We start from the raw sequence: 17,950 nt of genomic DNA, 5'->3' as shown, positions 1-17,950 counted from the left end.
CTGGACTAGGACCGACGGGGCCACATCTGCTGAGACGATCCGTCCCGCCACGCCAACCACTGACGCTCGACATCGTCCGAACGGCCGATGATGATGATCACGAATCTTTTAGAGAATTCTTAGAGATCTCGCAGAGTTTGCGCAACGAAGGGGAGGCCGCGATGCCGAGCGAGGAGCAAAACCCAACCGCGAAGTGCATGGAGATTCGCCTGTTCATCGACCTCACCGGCGGTGGCAACGTGACCGCTGGCAGGCTAAAGGCGATCGCTACCGAGGTTAAGCGAGCCGCCAGGTCGGCCGTTCGCGACCAAGACCTGGACGGAGCCGTCTCAGGGGACTGGGCCTGGTGGTACGGCCCTTGGTACGAAGGAAAGCTTTAGAGTTTTGACCAGCCTGCCTGTGGTCCCAGAGGAAGCCCTCCTTCGCCCCGCCCGGCTCTACTCAGCCGAGGAGGTTCGGGGGCGGGGCTGCCCCATACCTGCGTCGGCTGGCGTTTACGCCTGGTACTTCACGTCGCCGCCGCCGGGTGTCCCGACCGAAGGCTGCCACAGGTGGGATGGGGCTGCCTTGCTCTACGTTGGAATATCGCCGAAGGCGCCGCCGATGAACGGACGTGCTGCCAGCCGACAGACGATTCGCAGCAGGGTCCGGTATCACTATCGCGGCAACGCCGAGGGCTCGACTCTGCGGCTCACCCTCGGCTCTCTTCTCGCGGACGAGCTTGGCATCGGTTTACGGCGCGTGGGCAGCGGCAAGCGGATGACCTTTGGTCGAGTTGGGGAGCCTCGGCTCACCGAGTGGATGTCTCGGCACGCACACGTCGTGTGGTCCGCGACGGATCAGCCGTGGAAGCTTGAGGAGGGGCTGATCCGATCCTGGGTGCTTCCACTCAACCTCGACCAGAACCGCCATGGCTCGTTCCACGGCCAACTCTCCGCGCTCCGTGCTGCGCAACGGGCACAGGCTCGGTTACTTCCAGTGGAGCGATGACTGGCGCTTCGCGTGGACCAGCCGAAACTCAGGCGCCTCTCAACGTAGCTGCTCGCTCGGCCGTCGAGGCTGGGAGAGCTCCCAGCCTCGACGGGCGTCCCTACCGGTCGGGCCTAGGAATGTTTATGGCGGTCCGGTGTGAGGCACGAGGCACGCTCGGTGTTCGGCCGGCCGTGGCAGTGGCGGCATAGGAGAAGCCGAGTACCATGCCTATAGATACCTTTCGATACATGGCAGACGTGAGGGCAGACACCTGTCTGGCGGAGATCGCAAAAAGCGCCGCAAACCGGGCCGTAATCCATACGACGTCGATCCACTCCGAGTGATGGTGGTGCGGCGGAGAGAAGCACGTATTGAAGTTGCGCGAGATTTGTCATCCTGGGAGCTAGTCGTGTCACACGCCAGCGGCCCTCCCAAGAGAATTCGGTGTCAGCCACGAGATATTGCCGAGACGAAGCGCGCGCAGGAGCGCAAAGCGATTCTCTATCTTTGTACAACGTACGACCGCGATGACGATTACCGCAGCCCGCTCCAGGATTGTTCGTTCTACCTTTTTCGCAACGACGTCTGGTCGGCGTCGCCCTTCGATGAAAAGTGGACGAGTGAGCAGAGTGAGGGCAAGGATCCACTGCTCGTCGACTACATCAGAGATAAAGCGAAAGCGTTGCCGGCTAGGCTTAACTGGAGGGATCGTGACCCGTTCCTCGTCAAGGAAGCCGAGGAAGATTACGGGCCGGCCCGTCACAGGGCTCACTTGATCACACTCGACAGCAATGTGGGTGCACGGGTAACGCCTGCCGCGTGGCAACAAGCGGAATACCTCTGCGCGTCTGCGCTGCGCCAATTCGGGTTTGACGACGCCCGCATCACCGAGAGCGGACCGGATGGCGGGGTGGACATTTTGGGCTCGACAATAGCAGCACAGGTGAAATACACTAATAGACCGGTTGGCCGCCCGCTCGTCCAGCAGCTCATTGGAGCGGCCGGGGGCAGCGTAACGGCTTTTTTCTCCCTTGCGGGATTTAGCGCTCAGGCGACTGAGTGCGCGGGCGAAGCCGCTATGGCATTGTTCGTCGTCCGTTTACCCTGCACAATAATTCCGTGGAACGATGTGTCAATCCCCCGAAATCGTGGAGGACTCCGTTAAGCGGCTTCGGCCCTCCTGGCCTCGGCCATGAAATGCTCGTAGTCGATGGGTGACATGCCGTCGCAGGCGCTGTGCCTGCGACGGAGGTTGTAGAAGTCCACAATCCAGGTCGAGATCTTTAACCGTGCTTCGGCGCGGGTGCGGAACTGCTGCCGGTGGATGTACTCGACCTTGATGGTGGAGTTGAACGCCTCCGCCGCGGCGTTGTCCAACGCGCTACCGACGCGGCCCATCGACTGCAGCACCCCCAGCCGGGAGCAGGCGGTCTCGTACGCCTCGCAGGTGTACTCGCTGCCCCGATCCGAGTGGAAGATCACCCCGTCGACGTCGCCACCACGAGTGGCAGTCGCCATGCGCAGCGACGCCACCACCAGGTCGGCGTCGTGGTGGGCGGACATGGCGTAGCCGAGCAGCCGGCGGGAGAACAGGTCGATCACCGTGGCGAGGTACAGCTTGCCCTCCCCGGTCACGATCTCGGTCATGTCCCCGCACCACAACACGTTCGGCGCCGGTGCGGTGAACTGCCGGCGCACGAGGTCCGGCGCCGCCGGCCGCTTACCCTGCCTGGTCAGGCCGCGCCGCCGCTTCGGTGCGCGTCCGGCCAGGCCGAGCTCGGCCATCAACCGGGCCACCGTGTTCTCCCCGACCCGCCAGCCGGCCGCCCGCAGCTCCTGGGTCACCCGAGGTGAGCCGTAGGTGCCGCCCGAGGCGTCGAAGACCTCGCGGATCTTCTCGGCGAGCTCGGCCCGCCGACGCTGACCAGGCGTGGGCTGCCGATCCTTCCACTTGTAGAACCACGACTCGGACAGGCCCAACGCGCGGCAGGTCACCGTGTGCGGCACACCGTGCTCGGTCCTCTGGGAAGCCACGAACGCTGCCACGCTCACTTCGTCGCCTCCTTGACCCACAGGACCACGGATCGCTTGAGCACGTCACGCTCCATCGCCAGCTCGGCGTTCTCCTTCCGCAGCCGCATCAACTCGGCACGCTCGTCCTCGGACAGCCCACCGCCGGCCGCGGCCTCGCCGCGAGCACGCTTGTCCTGGTTGACCCAGTTACCCAGAGTGCCCTCGTTGATCCCCAGGTCCCGGGCGATCTGCGCGATGGGCTTGCCGGTCTCCCGCACGATGCGCACCGCGCCCTCGCGGAACTCCCGGTCGAACCGTCGTCTCGTTTCAGCCATGACCCTCTATCCCTTAAGGCCTGGCCTCCACGCTATCGGGGGAACCTCAATGCGGCGAGGAGCATGTCGGAGGACATGCTTCGTTAGTGGACGAATAAGTACCAGCGACGGGCATCGGCTCGTTCCCGAGCCCGTCTCAGCCTCCAGCCCGACCCACAGATGGTCTCAGCCCTGCAGGGCGGCTCGCAGACCGCGGTCCCCGCGCAGGCCAAAGAGCCACGTCCGAGGCACACACAGCGAGGACAGATCTCGCGCTCCATTCGAACAGTAGTACGAGTAGCCTGCCCCCGTGGAGTGGCGAACGCGCTGGCAAATCACGATCCGCTGGGACCGGGCCGACAACTCGCCCGCCGGCGTGACCGTCGTCGAGCACGTCGTGGACTCCCCCGCCGAGCTGCGGCAGCTGGTCGCGCGGGCCCGCGCCGACCGGCACGTGGTCGCCTTTCCCTACTGCCGGGTGCGCGAGCTGGTCGGCGACGAGCCGCAGCACTGCCGCAACGGGCACTCCTACGTCGGCGGGTCGGCGACCCGACCGGTGCGCGACTGGCTGCCCTGCTCGTGCGGCGGGCACCTGGCGCTGCGCTGCGCCAGGTGCCCGGATGTCCGAGTCGACCCAGACGTCAGCGCCGACTGCAACCCGTCTACAGCGTCTGGCGGTCAGCGGCCAACCGCTTGAGCATCCCCGCCGTCGCCGTGATCAGCATTGCGCCGTCCTCCTGCGAGTAGGTGAACTCCTTCGTCACCTCATCGTTGTGCGCAGCGCCGCTCATCGTTGAGTACAGGTCCTCGACCATGATCGCCCAGCGCTCCGGGAGGGCCCGAGTCCGCGGTGACTTCTTCGTCGCGGCCTCGTACAGCTTCTGCGTGCCGTACTCCTTGCGCGCCTGCTCCAGAGCCTTACGCGCCTGACCGATCGACGCGTCGACGTTGCCCTCCCGCAACAACTCGCGCGCCTCGCGCAGCAGCGCCACCGCGCCGGCGTAGTCCGCGCCGCCAGCCAGCGGCACCAGCAGCTCGACGAAGGTCCCCGCCTCGACCGCGGCCATCTGCGCCGCCCACTCGCCGGCATTGATGTCAAACCTCAGGTCACCGGTCCGCTGCTTCTGCAACGGGCGCTCGAACACCACCTTGGTTCCCGCCGGCGGCAGCGCGGTCAGCCGGGGTTCTTCGTTCGACCGATACACCACCTCACCCGACAGACGCGCCTTCTGCTCGGCGCGCCCCCGCGCGGTCAGCATCAGCTCCGCCGAGTCCGAGTCCGCCGCCTCAGAGTCCGCCTTCCATTCCACCGACGAGACCGACAGCTTCAGGTTCACCCACAGGTCCCCGCCTGCGCGCAGCTGCTCGACGACGCGCAACTGCTCGTCGGTGACGAAGCCCGACAGCTGCACATCGCCTGCCCGGACGAGCGGCGTGACGAGGTTCGCGGCGTCCAGGGTGCACAGCATCCGCTGCCGGCGCATGTTGTCCTCGACGTACATCCGAGCGCTCACCCGGTACGCGATGCCCGGCGCCAGGTCATGCGTCTTGCTGATCCTGAGCGTCACCTCGATCTGTGCGCCTCCGGCGCCCGGATACAGGTGAAAGGCGCGGCGGGCTGGCTCCATCTGAAGGGAGTCCCCGTTGCCGAGGTCGATGACTGCGTTCATGGCTCACCGTCTCTTTGGACGCCGTTGCAATGCGACCCGCAAGCCTAAGCCGCGCGGGCGACAGAACGCGAAGGGCGGGCCACGGCCTCGCTGTGACCCGCCCCGGTTGGTCCGCTCGGCGGACTAGCCCCACTCGCTAGTCCGGCTGGCGGACTAGCTCGGCAGCCGCGGCCTCCCTCCGCCGCCGCCGAGGTGCCCGAGCGCCGCCGGGCCGCTGCGCCGGTGCGTCTCCGCGATCGAGCACGTCATGCACAGCAGCAGGGTCACGCCCGACGCCCGGGACGCCGCCGCCTGCTGGTTCGGGCCGACCCACATGTCCGTGCCGCAGTCCGCGCACTGCGCCAGGCTGTGGTCGACGCTCGGCACGTACTCGGGCACGCCCATGCCGGCCAGCAGCTCGTTGATGTTCGTCGGCGGGCACGCCAGGATGACCTGCGTCTCTCGCTCCATCGTGAACGCTCCTCACTTTTCGCCGGTCGTGCCGGCGACCAGCCGGCCGTCCGCGTCGATCTGTACGCCGGGGCCAGCGATGTCGCCGCCGGCACGGCGTACCGCCGCGACCCGCTCGAACACCTGCTTGCCGAGGCCCAGCCGGTCCAGCGCCGGCACCACCACCACGTCGGCCTTGCCGTCGTCGACGTCGGCGACGGCCGCCCGCCAGCCGCGGGTGCCGACGTGCTCGCCGACCACCTCGTAGCCCTGCTCCGCGCAATACCGCTGCGCCCGCTTCGTCAGCTCCTCCAATGTGGCCCGGCCGCCGCGCACCGCCCGGGAGAACAGCACCGCCCGGCGCCGCGCCCAACGCCGCGCCGCCGGATCCCACCGCGCGTGCTCGTACAGCCGCGACAGGTCCGGCCCGGAGCCCTCCACGTCGGGGGCGCAGCGCACGAACTTCCGCGCCTCGGTGTCCCAGCGCACGTGCCAGCCGAACTCGCGGGCCTCCGCGTGCGCCGGCCACCGGCCGGCCCAGTCCGCGCGGCCGCAGTCGTGGCCTGCGGTGTCGGGCTGCGCCCGGCACCATATGCGCTTCCGGCCGGTGGCCAGGCATTCGGCCACGTCGCAGTCGTCGCGGTGCGCTTCGCCCATCACCGCCTGGCAGGCCGGGCAGGTCCCGCGCAGCAGCTCCTCGTCCACGGGCGTCTCCGCGCTGCCGGTCGGGCCGGCGCCGGAGGCGCGCACCAGCTCGGTACGCGCCTCCGGCCGACCCGCAGGGGTCACGCTCACTGCTCGCCGCCGGCCTCGGGCTCGGCCGCGTCCAGGTCGGCGTCCGGGCACGGGTCCGTCTCAGCCTGCGGCTCGCCGTCGCCGTCGGCGTCGTCGTCCGGCTCGGCCGCCGGCTCGACGTCGCCCTCGGGCAGCTGCACGTCCTCGATCGGCCGCACACCCTCGGCGTCCTCCACGTAGCCTTCGGCGTCGTCGTACTCCAGCTCGGCCGCCGCCTCGGCCTCTTCCTGCTCCAGCGCCCGCTGCCGCTCTTCCTCCTCCTCGACCAGCTCGGCGTGCCAGGTCTTCTCGGTCTCCGACAGCTCGTAGCCCTCGGCCACCAGGCGGTTCAACCACGGCAGCACCAGGTGGTTCCGGTTGGAGTACCGCCCGGCCGCCACGGTCGACGTGTTGGCCTCGTGCGCGGCGACGAACCGGGCGACCAGCAGCCGGTTCAGCCGGTCGATCCCGGCGGTCTGCCCGTCGCGCGGGTCACCGCCGGCCAGGGCCGCGACCAGCTCTTCCTCGGCCCGGTCGTAGAAGCCCGGCATCACCACGGCGGCGCGCATCGCGTCGACCAGCAGCGTCTTCGCCGCCTTCGCGCTGCCCCACCGCTCGACGAGGAACCGGCGGCGCACCTCACCGGCGTCCAGCAGCTTCTGCCGCCGCTCCTCGGCCTCCCGCTTCGCCAGCTCCTCGGCGACCTTCTGCGCGGGGCTCTTGTACTGCGTCCACTTCGTGCGCTTGTACCCGTGGGCGTCGGGGTCCTCGCACACGATGACGGCCCGCATGTTCCCGTACGAGCCCTCGATGATCGCGCCGAACCCCTCCAGCGTCTTGACCTGCTCGACGTCGATCGGTTGGTCGTCGGCGTCGGTCAGGTCCTCGACCTTGGTCATCGCGCAGTTCCACGGCCAGTCCTTCGGCTTCTTCAACACCCGGACGCCGGCCGCCGTCAGCTCCTCGGTCAGCGTCTCGGTCGCGCTCTTGTCGTCGCGCTTGCGCTTCTCCTCCTGCACGCGGTGCCGGACGCCCCAGCCGCTCTCGACGCCCTTGAGGATGCGCTCCATCGCCTTCGGGTCGTCCTCGAACTGCTCCAGCTCGGCGACGTCCTCCAGGGTCAGCTTGCCGGCGTCGGCCGCGCCGGTGGCGACCTCGCCGAGCTTCGTCAGCTTCAACGCCGCGTTGACGTGCTTCTGCGTGCGGCCGGTCCGCCGCGCGATCTCGGCGACGTCCAGGCCGAACAGCTCCAGCTGCGCGTATCCGGCGGCCCGCTCGCTCTCGGTCAGGTCGGCGCGCTGGTCGTTCTCGATCAGCATGGCGACGACCTGCGCGGGGGCCATCCCCTCCATGTCGGGCCGCACCAGGCACGGCACCGTCTGCGGCGTGCCGTCGGGCCACTCGCCGGCCTCGATCGCCTCGACGGCCGCCGCCGCCCGGCGGTGCCCTGCGACGATCCGCATGCCGCCGTCCTCGGGGACGACGGTCAGCGCCTGCAGAACGCCGCTCGCGGCGATCGAGGCGCGCAGCTCGGTCAGGTCGCCGAGCTGGGTGCGGAGGTTGGTCGGGTGCGCGACCAGCTCCCGCGGGTCGATCTGCGCGAGGTAGGGGGCCTTCTTGCCCCGGGGCCGCGCCTTCACTGCTGCTGTCACTTCCGCTCTCTCCTCTTCCACGTGAACAGGCGGGTACGACAAGGGTCGTACATATTCATTGTATCATTCAAGATCATCTTGCGTCCAATCAGGAACCTGCTGACCTGCCGATTTGCTCCTCGACGGCGGGGCGGTCCACGATCGAGCGCATGCCAACGCTGCGAAACCGCAGGCTCGAACAGCTCCTCGGCGGACCGATCGACGAGACCCTGACCTATGCGCAGGTCAAGGGGCTCATCCCGGACACCACGGAAGGCCCCGACCTGGACTTCAAGCGCGACACCTACACCAGCAGCGACCGGGACAGGAAGGCCCTCTGCGGCGACGTAGGCGCGCTGGCCAACGCCAACGGCGGAATCCTGATCCTCGGCATGGACGAGGACAACCAGGGCCGCGCCGCCAACGACACTGGCGTCACCATCAGCGACGACGAGCGGCGCCGGCTCCGACAGACCGTCGTCGCCAACGTCCACCCGACGCCGACCTTCGACATCATCCCGGTCGAGGATCCCGACCGGCCCGGCACCGGCTTCCTGATCATTTGGATCGCTCAGTCGGCGACAGCACCGCACGCCTACGTCAACCAGAACAAGTCGCTGCTCTACCCCAAGCGGATCGGCACCGAGACCATCTGGCTGTCCGAGGCAGAGGTGGCCGAGGCGTACCGGGCACGGTTCGCCGGATTCACGGACCGTATCGAGGAGACCGCCCGCATCGAAGCCGACTTCCTCCAACGCCTTTCGACGGACGAGATGTTCCTGGTCGTCACCCTGGTCCCGGACCTGCCAGGCAGCTTCACCATCGACACCGCTGCCCTGAACGCTTTCCAGCTGAGCAATGCCAACCAGCGGCCGGCCGCGTTCGGGATCCCGGTGCCCAGCTTCGCCCGGTCCACAGTGCGGCGCCGCTGCCTGGTCGGCACCGCGTCCTACGAACCGAACAAGCCGTACTCGCGTGGGGCGTGCGAACTGCACGAGAACGGGACTGGCGTCTTCGCCGAAGCGGTCGATCGGCGGATGTCGGGAGACCAGGACGGGCGTTACGACCTCGTGGACGCCCCGTCGCTCACCGTCGGCGTCGGCGCGGCACTGGGATTCCTTGCCCGCCACGCACGCGACCGGGCAGCCGCTGGTGGCCTCGCCACTGTCCGAGCCACCATCTGGCCGGTCACGCCAATCTACCTGGGCGAGCAGCGCCTCCCGGTCAAGTTGGTCTCCAGCGTTGGAGACCCAAACGAGGAACTCGGAACCCATGTCCTGACCGAGCCACCGGTCGCTGACGCTGTCGCCGACATCGACGATCTCTGCGCCGACGGACCCGGGCTCGTTGCGGCGACCTACCGTCTCGCCAGCGATCTGTACCAAGCGTTCGGTGCCCCCGAGGTCCCAGCGCTCACCCCCGACGGAGCTATCCGCCTCAGTTACTGGTATCGGCCCCAGCAGGCCCATATCGTCGCCTGGGCCGAGGAGGCCGGCGTCGAGGTGTTGAGGCAGTAGCTCATCTGATCTACACCTCATCCGGGCCTCGCAGCTGGTCGAACCTGTTGGCCGAGGGGTGAAGCCACTAAGGCACGCCGGGACTCCTTCGACCGCAGGTACGTCACGCCGTGCACCAGGGCGTCCAGCCGGTCCGGGGAGTCGCCCGACTCCGGCGTCCAGGTCGTCAGCTGGTCCTCCAGCGCCGGGAACGTGCCGACGTGGTGCACGCGCGGCGGGTCGACCTCGTACCGGGCGGCCACCGGCTCGGCGCGCACCCGCTTCGACTGGCGGGCCTGCACCACGTCGATCGGCGGGTCACCGCCCGGCAGCAAGTCCTCCTTCTGCATGGCCACCCACGCGTCGACCAGGATGTCCCGCAGCCACGCCGAGGAGCCCTCGTACACCACCACGTCCGCGTCGACGTCCAGGTAGCACTGCCAGATCCGGCGGGCCGCCGCCATGCCGGCGATCTTCATGCTCCGGTCCGCCAGCACGTAGTGCTCGCCGTCCTCGCCCCGGCCGACCGCGACGATGCCCGTCTCGTCGCTCGTCTCCGACACCGTGTCCGCCGGGTCGACCGACACGACCGTCCGCACCAGCGGCGGCACGTCGTCCTTGTCGAACCGGCCGGCCTCGATCCACGCCGACTTCCACAGCGCGCCGTCGACGTCGGACAGCATCTCGGCGTCCAGCTCCTGCCGGCCCAGCCGGGTGCCGCCGTACTGCTCCAGCAGCTCCTCCAGCGCCTCCGGCGACAGGTTCTCCGCGTTGTCCAGCGTCCGGCCGCGGGTCACCACCACCCGGGGCCGGCGGGAACGGGCACGCTGCTTCTTCGACCGCGCCAGCAGCTTCTTCACGTGCGGCAGCGGCTTCGGGGTCGTGGAGATGACCATGCGCGGGCTCGCCGCCTCGCGCATGCAGAACCACAGCATGTCGAACACGCCCTGCGCCGTCTGCACCGGCCACGCCGCGTACTCGTCGAGCCAACAGCCGTCGAAGTCATAGCCACGCAGCACGTCGGGGTCCTGCGCGCCGAACCCGCGGATGATCGCCCCGTTGGTCAGCTCCAGGTACGGCTCGCTCTTGTTGAACGTCCGCACCTCCTTCGGCGGGATCACCGCCAGCAGGCCGGCACGCCGCGCCGTGAAGCAGACGTTGAACACCTCCCGGTGCGTCTTCGCGACCACCGCGTAGTGCCCGCCCGGCCTGGTCCCCGCCCACGTGCGCACCGTCTCCGCCCCGGTGCGGGTCTTGCCGAAGCCACGGCCCGCCAGCAGCATCCAGATCCGGTACCAGGCGGGCTCCAGCTGCTCCGGCCTCGCGTGCCTCGGCCAGTCGTACCGGACGAGGCCCTGGACCTCCGACACCTCGCGCAGGTACGCGGCCAGCTCGGCGTCGGTCATCAGCGCCGGGTCCGGGTACGCCAGCAGCATCGGTCAGTCCCCGGCCCGCATCTCGGCTTCGCGCTGGCGCAGGTCGACGGCCGCAACCCAGGCCAGCACCAGCAGCGCCGCCAGCATCAGCGCCGGGCAGCCGAGGGCCGCTGGGCCGACCCAGCGCAGCCCGGCCCACACCGCCAGCACCATCAGCGCGAACCACGCGCCGAGCAGCAGCCGCCACGTCCAGGCGCGGAACTGCAGCGTCCGCCGCTGCACCCCGGTCAGCCGCCGCGGCGGCGGGGCGAGGCGCACCGGCGGCGGGCGCTTCGCGTCCAGCTCCGCCCAGCCGCGCACCACCCCGCCCGGCTGGTACGCCGGCCGGGCGGCGACCGGCGCCCGGTGGTCGAGCAGCAACCTGCGCGAGCGGGGGCCGCGCCTCACCGCGCGACCGCCCACGTCAGCACGGTCACGCCGCCGAGGGCCGCCGCGCCCATCAGCAGAAGCCCGACGGCCGCGCACCACGCCGCCCACCGGGGCACCCGCAGCTCCACCGCGATCCACGCCTCGCCGTCATCCCTGCTCCGTCTCCCCACCGGGCTCCTCCTCGTCGTCGCCGCCCGGATCGTCCGGCTCGGCGGTCAGGTTGGCCTGGCCGGCGCGGGCGGCGGCCTCGGCCATCAGCGCCCGGAAGAAGTCGGCGCGCTGCTGCTCGCTCATCTGCTCGACCTCGGCGCGGATCGGCCCGCCGTCCGGGCCCGTGTGCGCGGTCGTGGAGTCCGGCAGGCCCAGGGCCAGCCGCTCGACCCGGGTCGACACCTCCAGCCAGCGGGCCACGTCGCCCGGGGTCAGCTTCGACGCGTCGAGGGTCTGCAACCGGGCGACGATCTTCCCTTGCAGCGCCGACGCCACCCGCGCGTGCCGGCGGGCCATGTCGCGCCGCTGCTCGGCCAGGCTCTCGGCGTACAGCCGGTCCTCTTCCCGGTCCCACGCCTGCGCCCGCTGCACCCACCGCCACTTCGTCGCGAGCTTGTGGAGGTAATCCCGGGATTTGTGGACCTGCTCGGCGACCTTCGCGACGGTGCGGGTGCGGCCCACGTCGCGGTACAGGGCGAAGTACCCGTACGCCCGCTCGGGCTCGCTGCGCTGCCGGTCCCAGGGCAGCACCTCCGGCTCGCTCATGGTCACCTCCTCGTGCTGCTAGGCGGGCGGCCCGACGGGTGCAGCGCCGGGCCGCCCACGTCTCAGTGCCCGACCTTGCGTCCCCCGCTCATGGGCGGCCGGGCGATCGCCGCGTTGCCGTACATCAGGGCGTCGTCCAATGCGGTCAGCACCATCGACGTCTCGCGGCCGGCGGGCAGGCTGCGCATGGCTTCCGCCATCACGCCCTTGATCGTTTTCCGCCACGCCGCGTGCGCCTCGGCCGTCTCCAGGTTCTTCGGCGGGTGGTAGTCGCACCGCCGGTCCAGCTCGTACCGCTGGCGCTCGTCGAGGCCGGCGTACAGGTCCTCGCCGCTCTGGGCGGGTCCGGTCATCTCGCTCCTCCAGAGGTAGGGCCGCAGCGGGTCACTGCGGCCGGATCGTCGGCCGGCGGGCTGCCGGCCGGGGGGTCGTGGGGTGCGGCCTCAGAAGGGCCAGTGCCCGATGCAGCCGGCGGCCAGGCCCCCGACGATCAGCACCAGGTAGACCGCGAGGATCGCCTTCGTCGACCGGGGCAGCCGGCCGCTCATCCGGCGAGGTAGTCGGCGGCCAGCAGCTCCAGCGCCCGCCACCGCTGGTCGGCGGGCACCTCGCCCGTACGGACCAGCTTGTCCACGGCGCGGTGCAGCACCGCCGCCGCGTCGGCCGGCATGGAGCGTGTCTCCAGCACCGTCTCGATCGGCACCAGGCGGTGCGCGTGCCCGATCGGCTCGCCGCTCTCCTCGTCGAGCCACACGCCGTCGCGCAGCTCGCCGAGGTGCCGCTCGAACACCGCGAGGATGAGGCCGAGTGCGGTGGCTACGTTGCCGACGTTGTGGGCGCCGTGGGCCGTCGCGAGGGCGTCCAGGGTGGCCTCGTAGTCGCCGTACCCGGCGAGCCACCGGGCGTCGGCCTGTGTCAGCTTCCGCGCCTCGTCGAAGCTGGCGCGGGCCGCCTCGAGTTCGTACGGCAGGAACACCAGCTGCACCGTGGCGAAGTCCAGGTTCGCCTCGGACAGGCCCTCCAGGTCGACCTGCGCGAGCAGGTCGAGCTGCTTGTCGTCCAGGCCCGAGTAGGCCCGCCAGTCCACGTCGTCCAGTTCCTCGTACAGCTGCTTCAACGTGGCCGGGTCGTCCTCGCCCTCGATCGCGTTGTGCGACAGCTGCAACGCGACCTGCCGGGCGCGGGTCAGCGGCTGGTCGACCACGATGACGTTGACCTGCGCCAGGCCGGCCTCCCGGGCCGCCATGATCCGGTGGTTGCCGGACAGCACGACCATCCGACCGCCGGCCGTGTCGTTCCACACCAGGGGCGTGCTGGTCAGCGCTCCGTCCCGCCTGACGTTCGCCACCAGGCGGTCGAACATCTCCTTGCGCATGTACCGCGCGTTGACTTCCAGCAGCGTCAGGCTGGCCGGGTCGACCGTCTCGGGGCGCAGGTTCAGCGGGCCGCCGTCGGCGGGCCCTGCCAGCTCGTCGACGTCGCTCACCGCTGCCCGCCTCCCTCGCGGTACTGGATGGCGAACCCGGGGATGCCGAGCCCGAAGTCCGGGTCGGCGCTCGCGGGCCGGATCGGCGCGTGCAGCACGAACTCGTCGGGCGAGCAGGCCGGCCGGTTCGGCATAAGCCCGGCGGGCACGCCCGTCCAACGGAATCGCTCCTGGCAGCTCAGGCAGCGGATCGAGAGCTCCACGATGTACGCCACCACCGTGGGGTCGTCTTCGGAGGCGGTCAGCCGCTGCACGTCGGCGTCCAGGTGCAGGTCGTCGTGCGGGCACGGCCTGTCCGGGTCGGCTGAGGCCGGCCGCTGGTCGTGCCGGAACCGCCCGTGGGTCGGGCACACGCCCGTGTCGGCGCCCTTGTCGCACTGGTGGGGCGTCATCCCGTCCCACAGCGTCTTCGGGCAGCCGGCCTGCTCGCCGCCGCGGTGCTCGTCGCTCATCGTCGCTCGTCCTTCCCGTGGCGGCGCTTCCACTCCGCCAGCGCCTCTTGCAGGGTCCAGTTACCCAGGGGGCCGCCGTACTGGAGCTGGTAGCGGTGGATGCCGTCGGCGGCCGCATCGCTGCGCTTCTGCAGCTTCACGCCGGGGATGCCCCGTCCGTACTTGGCGCTGTTCGGTCGGTCGGTGAACGCCGTGGTCGACCAGCCGGTCAGCCGCTTCGACAGGGACCGCTGCAACAGCAGCTGTGCCTCGCGGCTGGCGGCCGCCATCACGATCAGCTTCGCCAGCCGCCGGTACCGGGTCCACGACACGGGGAAGTCGCTCATCAGGTAGGCGGTGCTCGGGTCGAACTTCGGCGGCAGGTACGCGAACGCGCCGACGAGCTTCCCGTCGACGCTGACGCCGCAGGCGAGCAACGGGGAGCCGGGCAGGATCGTCTTGCTCATGAACTGCGACCGCACGGCCGCGAACTGGCCGCCCGTCAGCACGTGGATCGCCATACGGTCGCCGAGGTCCTCGCCGGGGCCGATCTTCGGCAGCAGGATCGGCGCGACCTGCTGGGCGGGCGCGACCACGCGCCGCGCGCCCGAGCTGGCGTACACGTAGATCGGCATGCCGCGGTTGCTGGTCTGGACGACGCCGCGCAGCCAGGGGCGCAGCTCGTCGCGGGCGATGTGCAGGCCGAGGATCCAGTGCGGCCGGTCGAGCACCGCGCCGATGATCTCCTCCTTGCCGTCCTCGTCGAGCAGGTCGTAGCTCGGCGCCGGCCAGTCGAAGAACTCGTCGATCCCGGCGAACTGCTGCTCGTAGTCGCCCGCGTAGAACGGCGGGAACATCGCCACCGGCGCGTCGGCCGCCACGACGTCGCGCAGGTAGTCCCGCACGTCACCGCAGTAGTAGTCGGCCAGCCGCAGCGTCAGCGCGGACAGCTTCCCCACTGTCTTGGCGTGCATCGACGGGAACTGCCCGACGGTCGCCCGAACCATCCGCTCGTAGTAGACGCCCTCCCGGCCGACGTACTGGAGGAACCGGGTGCCGAGCATCAGCGTCGCCAGGGTGTCCGTCGACGTGGCCAAGTACGGCTCCAGCCAGGCCAGCTCCTCGCGGTGCTCGTCTTTCAGCCGGTAGTCCAGCTCCCGGCCGGCCAGCCACCAGCCGAGCGCCGAGCTGTACGCCTGGACGTCGTTGCCGTGGATCGCCCGGCGCTCGCCGGGCCGGCTGTGCAGCGTCCGCTCGATCGTGAAGTTCCCCGAGCAGCCGACGTACAGGTCGGTGTCCGGCCAGGACTCCGCGTGCTCGTAGATGATCGAGCGCAGGTCAGCCGGGATGCTGCCGTGGAACACGCCGCTCACCACCTTCCCCCGTGGCCGGGCGTCGAGCGCCGGCCAGGATTCGAACCTGGGCCTCCACCGTGGAACGGCGGCGTGCCAGCCAACAGCACTTCCAGCGCATCGCGTGCCATGCACGCGCAGTGCCAGATCGTAGCCGTACACCAGGCGGCTAGCGAGAGGTGCCGGCGGCTTCCGCTCTCGCCGTGGCCTGTCGTAGCCCACCGTAGACCTATCGGGCCGCAATGGTCTACAGTGACCCAACACCAGTGCCGGAGGGAAGGAGGAGGACGAGGTGGCCAGGGACTACACCTACGCCGAGGCCGCGGCGAAGCTTCGCATCGCGGAGACCACCCTCCGGCGCTGGGTGTCCAAGGGCCGCGTCCCCTGCCACCGCCTCGGCCGCAAGGTCCGCTTCACCGAGGCGGACCTTGAAGCCGCTTACCAGGCGTGCCCGGCACTGGCGGGGCGCCGCTGACGTGGGGGCGTCCAGGACAGATCGTTCTGCGCACTCATCGGCGACGTGCCGGCCCGATGCCGGCAGTTGGACGCCCCCGCCCCACGCCACACCTCCTAGACCATCCTAGGAGGATCGGTCTCCGACGGGCGGTTAGCCGCCGCCCCCACCCCACCGGCACGCCGCCCGCTGCTGCTTCCTACTCCGCTTGATGGGCTACGCGATCCCCGGCTTACTGGCTACCGAGGGTGAACTCATGGCCGACGACGCGATACGGCTACATCCGCTTCTGCCGATGAGCGCTCAGCTGATTTTGATGGTTGGAACCGATCCAATCGGCAATGCCCCCGACGGGCAATGGGTGGCCACCACGCCTGGACATCCCTTGGGGAAGCTGGGCTGTGTCTCGTGTGGCCGTGTCGAGGTGGCCACAGAATCGGCCGCATGGCTCACCATGGACACGCTCATTGGCATCGTGGTGTCCGGGCGCGGTGGATCGGTCTTGGTGCCACGTTCATACTGCTTGGGCTGCTCCGCGGTTGGGCGTCAACGGGACGTTTGTTCTGTGCTTGCCGACGTCCCGGTCATCTAGTGGTTTGAGCACTCGCAGTCGGCGTTGAAGCACCTGTAACAACGAGGCTTGTCCCAGCAGTGCCAGCACGCGTCACAGGCGGCATCTGAGGTACGCAAAGTATGGTGCGCCACGGCTTGCTCGTTCGTAAAGTCAACTGGATCATGACAGGTCTCGCAGGTTCCCACTTCGGCGATCTCCCGTCCAGTCACAGTGTCCACCCTGCCATCTCCGGCCTGCCAATTGCCATACGACTCGGAAGGGTAACTGGGGTGGAGACGATCGACTCAACCCAGTGCTGACGCTGCCAAGTTGGTCATCAGACCCGCTTCGACAGACATAACAACGGTGACAGGCGTTGCTACCATCCGGCTCACCTTGCTCTCAGGACTCATTGCCGATACGGACACTGAGACAAGGGTTGAGATGCAAGCCAAACTAAGGAAAATCAGCACCACGGCCCAGTGGGTCAACACCGGGTTCAACCGACCGGCTCCGTGATCAAGGGTAGCCATGTCCGGCACATGCCGTCTCCTCCGTTCGGCTCGTTAGAGCCGAGATCCGTGCGCCGAAGTCAGCGCCTGAACGACGAGTCGAGGAGACGCGGCAGGTCACCCGAGGCGCTCCTGGTCCTGCCACGCCGCCACGGCGTTGATCTGCCATTGGACCGTTGGCGACCTATCTGGCCTGACGTGCTCGCTGGGCTCGCACATCCCGATGGCGTCGGATGCGGTCGCAACCAGTGCGAGCCGTGCAGGCCGCCCACTACGCTTGAGCTGTGAGGATCGACCTGGCCGGCAGGACTGCGCTCGTGACCGGCTCCACGCAGGGCATCGGCCTCGCCATCGTCCGCGGCCTGGCCGCCGCCGGAGCACGCGTCGGCGTCAACGGCCGGTCGACCGATTCCGTCAACCGGGCGATCGACGAGCTACGCATGGAGCTGCCCGAGGCGGCTCTGGTGCCGGTGGTGGCCGACGTCGCTTCCGACGAGGGCTTCGCGGCGGCGGCCGAAGCGCTGCCTCACGTGGACGTGCTGGTCAACAACCTGGGCATCTTCGAGTCGCGCCCCGCATTGGAGATCACCGACGCGGAGTGGCGCCAGTTCTTCGAGGTCAACGTCCTCGCCGCCGTGAGGCTGACCCGGCATCATCTACCCCGCATGTCGAGCCGCGGTTGGGGGCGGATCCTGTACATCGCCAGCGACTCCGCGGTCGTCATCCCGACCGAGATGATCCACTACGGCATGTCGAAGACGGCGCTGCTCGCCGTTTCCCGAGGGTTCGCGAAGGAAGCATCCGGGACTGGCGTTACGGTCAACTCGGTCATCGCGGGGCCCACGCACACCGGCGGAGTGGAGGACTTCGTCTACCAGCTCGTCGACCGCGACCTGCCCTGGGACGAAGCACAGCGCGTTTTCATGAGGCAGCACCGGCCGCAATCGCTGCTGCAGCGATTGATCGAGCCGGAGGAGATCGCCAATCTTGTGACCTATCTCAGCTCACCGCTGTCCTCGGCAACGACCGGTGGTGCGGTGCGGGTCGACGGTGGGTACGTCGACGCGATCCTGCCCTGACCCCCTCACGCATCGAAATCGCTTCGGCCTTGGGCCGCCACAACGTCTCTAAGTAGCCGCGATCCGATCGCTACGGCGCCACGTCGGGCAGGTCATCGGCCTCGTCCGAGCCCGGGCGATCCTCCGCGCCATGCACGCGTATCACGACCGGGTCCGAATTCGATGTCCTCGGTCGGCGGCTTGTCGTCCATCTCCGCCATCGCGAGCTCGGTGCGTTCGGCGC

21 protein-coding genes and 1 tRNA gene are annotated in these 17,950 nt (G+C 69.3%); 7 read left to right on the top strand and 15 right to left on the bottom strand.

Annotation, left to right across the window (positions count from 1 at the left end; translation table 11 throughout):
* The first annotated feature begins 161 nt into the window (after positions 1-161).
* The 3 genes from EFE23_RS03685 to EFE23_RS03675 all read left to right on the top strand — a co-directional run bounded on the left by EFE23_RS03685 (position 162) and on the right by EFE23_RS03675 (position 2,137).
* Positions 162-380, top strand: a complete 219-nt coding sequence (locus tag EFE23_RS03685; protein WP_123239450.1) for a hypothetical protein — start codon at positions 162-164, stop codon at positions 378-380.
* A 19-nt stretch (positions 381-399) separates the two neighbouring features.
* Positions 400-990 carry a GIY-YIG nuclease family protein gene (locus EFE23_RS29515; RefSeq protein ID WP_123239449.1) on the top strand — a complete coding sequence of 197 codons (591 nt, stop codon included), beginning with the start codon at positions 400-402 and terminating at the stop codon, positions 988-990.
* Between the two features lie 391 nt (positions 991-1,381).
* Positions 1,382-2,137 carry a restriction endonuclease gene (locus EFE23_RS03675; protein ID WP_158675826.1) on the top strand — a complete coding sequence of 252 codons (756 nt, stop codon included), beginning with the start codon at positions 1,382-1,384 and terminating at the stop codon, positions 2,135-2,137.
* On the opposite strand, the gene EFE23_RS03670 is transcribed toward EFE23_RS03675, so the two are convergent.
* Positions 2,134-3,006, bottom strand: a complete 873-nt coding sequence (locus EFE23_RS03670) for an IS3 family transposase (RefSeq protein WP_199736904.1) — start codon at positions 3,004-3,006, stop codon at positions 2,134-2,136. The genes EFE23_RS03675 and EFE23_RS03670 overlap by 4 nt on opposite strands.
* A gap of 14 nt (positions 3,007-3,020) precedes the next feature.
* Complete coding sequence (locus EFE23_RS03665) at positions 3,021-3,320, bottom strand: transposase (protein WP_123239446.1); 300 nt, start codon at positions 3,318-3,320, stop codon at positions 3,021-3,023.
* 289 nt (positions 3,321-3,609) lie between these two features.
* Between EFE23_RS03665 and EFE23_RS03660 the strand changes: the two genes are divergently transcribed.
* Positions 3,610-3,996: a hypothetical protein gene (locus EFE23_RS03660; protein ID WP_123239445.1), complete on the top strand. Its 387-nt coding sequence runs from the start codon at positions 3,610-3,612 to the stop codon at positions 3,994-3,996.
* On the opposite strand, the gene EFE23_RS03655 is transcribed toward EFE23_RS03660, so the two are convergent.
* The 4 genes from EFE23_RS03655 to EFE23_RS03640 all read right to left on the bottom strand — a co-directional run bounded on the left by EFE23_RS03655 (position 3,962) and on the right by EFE23_RS03640 (position 7,824).
* Positions 3,962-4,969, bottom strand: coding sequence for a hypothetical protein (locus EFE23_RS03655; RefSeq protein WP_123239444.1), 1,008 nt, complete (start codon positions 4,967-4,969; stop codon positions 3,962-3,964). The two genes, EFE23_RS03660 and EFE23_RS03655, sit on opposite strands and share 35 nt — an antisense overlap.
* Before the next feature lie 153 nt (positions 4,970-5,122).
* The gene (locus EFE23_RS03650; RefSeq protein ID WP_123239443.1) at positions 5,123-5,419 is read right to left on the bottom strand and encodes a hypothetical protein; all 297 of its coding nucleotides are present in this window, start codon (positions 5,417-5,419) and stop codon (positions 5,123-5,125) included.
* 12 nt (positions 5,420-5,431) lie between these two features.
* Positions 5,432-6,187, bottom strand: a complete 756-nt coding sequence (locus EFE23_RS28400; RefSeq protein ID WP_199736903.1) for a recombinase family protein — start codon at positions 6,185-6,187, stop codon at positions 5,432-5,434.
* A gap of 2 nt (positions 6,188-6,189) precedes the next feature.
* Positions 6,190-7,824: a ParB/RepB/Spo0J family partition protein gene (locus tag EFE23_RS03640; protein ID WP_158675825.1), complete on the bottom strand. Its 1,635-nt coding sequence runs from the start codon at positions 7,822-7,824 to the stop codon at positions 6,190-6,192.
* Positions 7,825-7,973: 149 nt separating this feature from the next.
* Here EFE23_RS03640 and EFE23_RS03635 point away from each other — a divergent pair, with 149 nt between their 5' ends.
* Entirely contained in the window at positions 7,974-9,320 is a 1,347-nt protein-coding gene (locus EFE23_RS03635; RefSeq protein WP_123239441.1) for an AlbA family DNA-binding domain-containing protein, read from the top strand.
* Positions 9,321-9,337: 17 nt separating this feature from the next.
* On the opposite strand, the gene EFE23_RS03630 is transcribed toward EFE23_RS03635, so the two are convergent.
* The 9 genes from EFE23_RS03630 to EFE23_RS03600 all read right to left on the bottom strand — a co-directional run bounded on the left by EFE23_RS03630 (position 9,338) and on the right by EFE23_RS03600 (position 15,248).
* Positions 9,338-10,735 carry a terminase large subunit domain-containing protein gene (locus EFE23_RS03630; RefSeq protein ID WP_123239440.1) on the bottom strand — a complete coding sequence of 466 codons (1,398 nt, stop codon included), beginning with the start codon at positions 10,733-10,735 and terminating at the stop codon, positions 9,338-9,340.
* A gap of 3 nt (positions 10,736-10,738) precedes the next feature.
* Complete coding sequence (locus tag EFE23_RS03625) at positions 10,739-11,095, bottom strand: hypothetical protein (RefSeq protein WP_123239439.1); 357 nt, start codon at positions 11,093-11,095, stop codon at positions 10,739-10,741.
* Positions 11,096-11,118: 23 nt separating this feature from the next.
* Complete coding sequence (locus tag EFE23_RS28115; RefSeq protein WP_158675824.1) at positions 11,119-11,274, bottom strand: hypothetical protein; 156 nt, start codon at positions 11,272-11,274, stop codon at positions 11,119-11,121.
* A complete protein-coding gene (locus tag EFE23_RS03620; protein WP_123239438.1) occupies positions 11,252-11,860 on the bottom strand; it encodes a hypothetical protein in 609 nt (202 codons plus the stop codon). The genes EFE23_RS28115 and EFE23_RS03620 overlap by 23 nt, the downstream gene beginning before the upstream one ends.
* Positions 11,861-11,922: 62 nt before the next feature.
* On the bottom strand, positions 11,923-12,213 hold the full coding sequence (locus EFE23_RS03615) for an Acb2/Tad1 domain-containing protein (protein ID WP_123239437.1): 291 nt from the start codon (positions 12,211-12,213) through the stop codon (positions 11,923-11,925).
* A 191-nt stretch (positions 12,214-12,404) separates the two neighbouring features.
* Positions 12,405-13,346, bottom strand: coding sequence for a ParB N-terminal domain-containing protein (locus tag EFE23_RS28395; protein ID WP_199736902.1), 942 nt, complete (start codon positions 13,344-13,346; stop codon positions 12,405-12,407).
* Positions 13,343-13,798, bottom strand: coding sequence for a hypothetical protein (locus EFE23_RS28390; protein WP_199736901.1), 456 nt, complete (start codon positions 13,796-13,798; stop codon positions 13,343-13,345). Before EFE23_RS28390 ends, EFE23_RS28395 begins: the two co-directional genes overlap by 4 nt.
* Complete coding sequence (locus EFE23_RS03605) at positions 13,795-15,150, bottom strand: putative antirestriction adenine methyltransferase (RefSeq protein WP_233600845.1); 1,356 nt, start codon at positions 15,148-15,150, stop codon at positions 13,795-13,797. Before EFE23_RS03605 ends, EFE23_RS28390 begins: the two co-directional genes overlap by 4 nt.
* A gap of 25 nt (positions 15,151-15,175) precedes the next feature.
* Positions 15,176-15,248: transfer RNA gene (locus EFE23_RS03600), tRNA-Gly, on the bottom strand.
* Between the two features lie 173 nt (positions 15,249-15,421).
* Here EFE23_RS03600 and EFE23_RS03595 point away from each other — a divergent pair.
* The gene (locus EFE23_RS03595; protein WP_123239435.1) at positions 15,422-15,604 is read left to right on the top strand and encodes a helix-turn-helix domain-containing protein; all 183 of its coding nucleotides are present in this window, start codon (positions 15,422-15,424) and stop codon (positions 15,602-15,604) included.
* A gap of 1,328 nt (positions 15,605-16,932) precedes the next feature.
* The gene (locus EFE23_RS03590; RefSeq protein WP_123239434.1) at positions 16,933-17,727 is read left to right on the top strand and encodes an SDR family NAD(P)-dependent oxidoreductase; all 795 of its coding nucleotides are present in this window, start codon (positions 16,933-16,935) and stop codon (positions 17,725-17,727) included.
* Positions 17,728-17,950 lie beyond the last annotated feature (223 nt).

Origin of the sequence: Micromonospora solifontis (assembly GCF_003725545.1) — a bacterium.
GTDB lineage: Bacteria > Actinomycetota > Actinomycetes > Mycobacteriales > Micromonosporaceae > Micromonospora > Micromonospora solifontis.
Note: the sequence above shows the minus strand (reverse complement) of the source record. Positions and strands in the feature narration are given on the sequence as shown.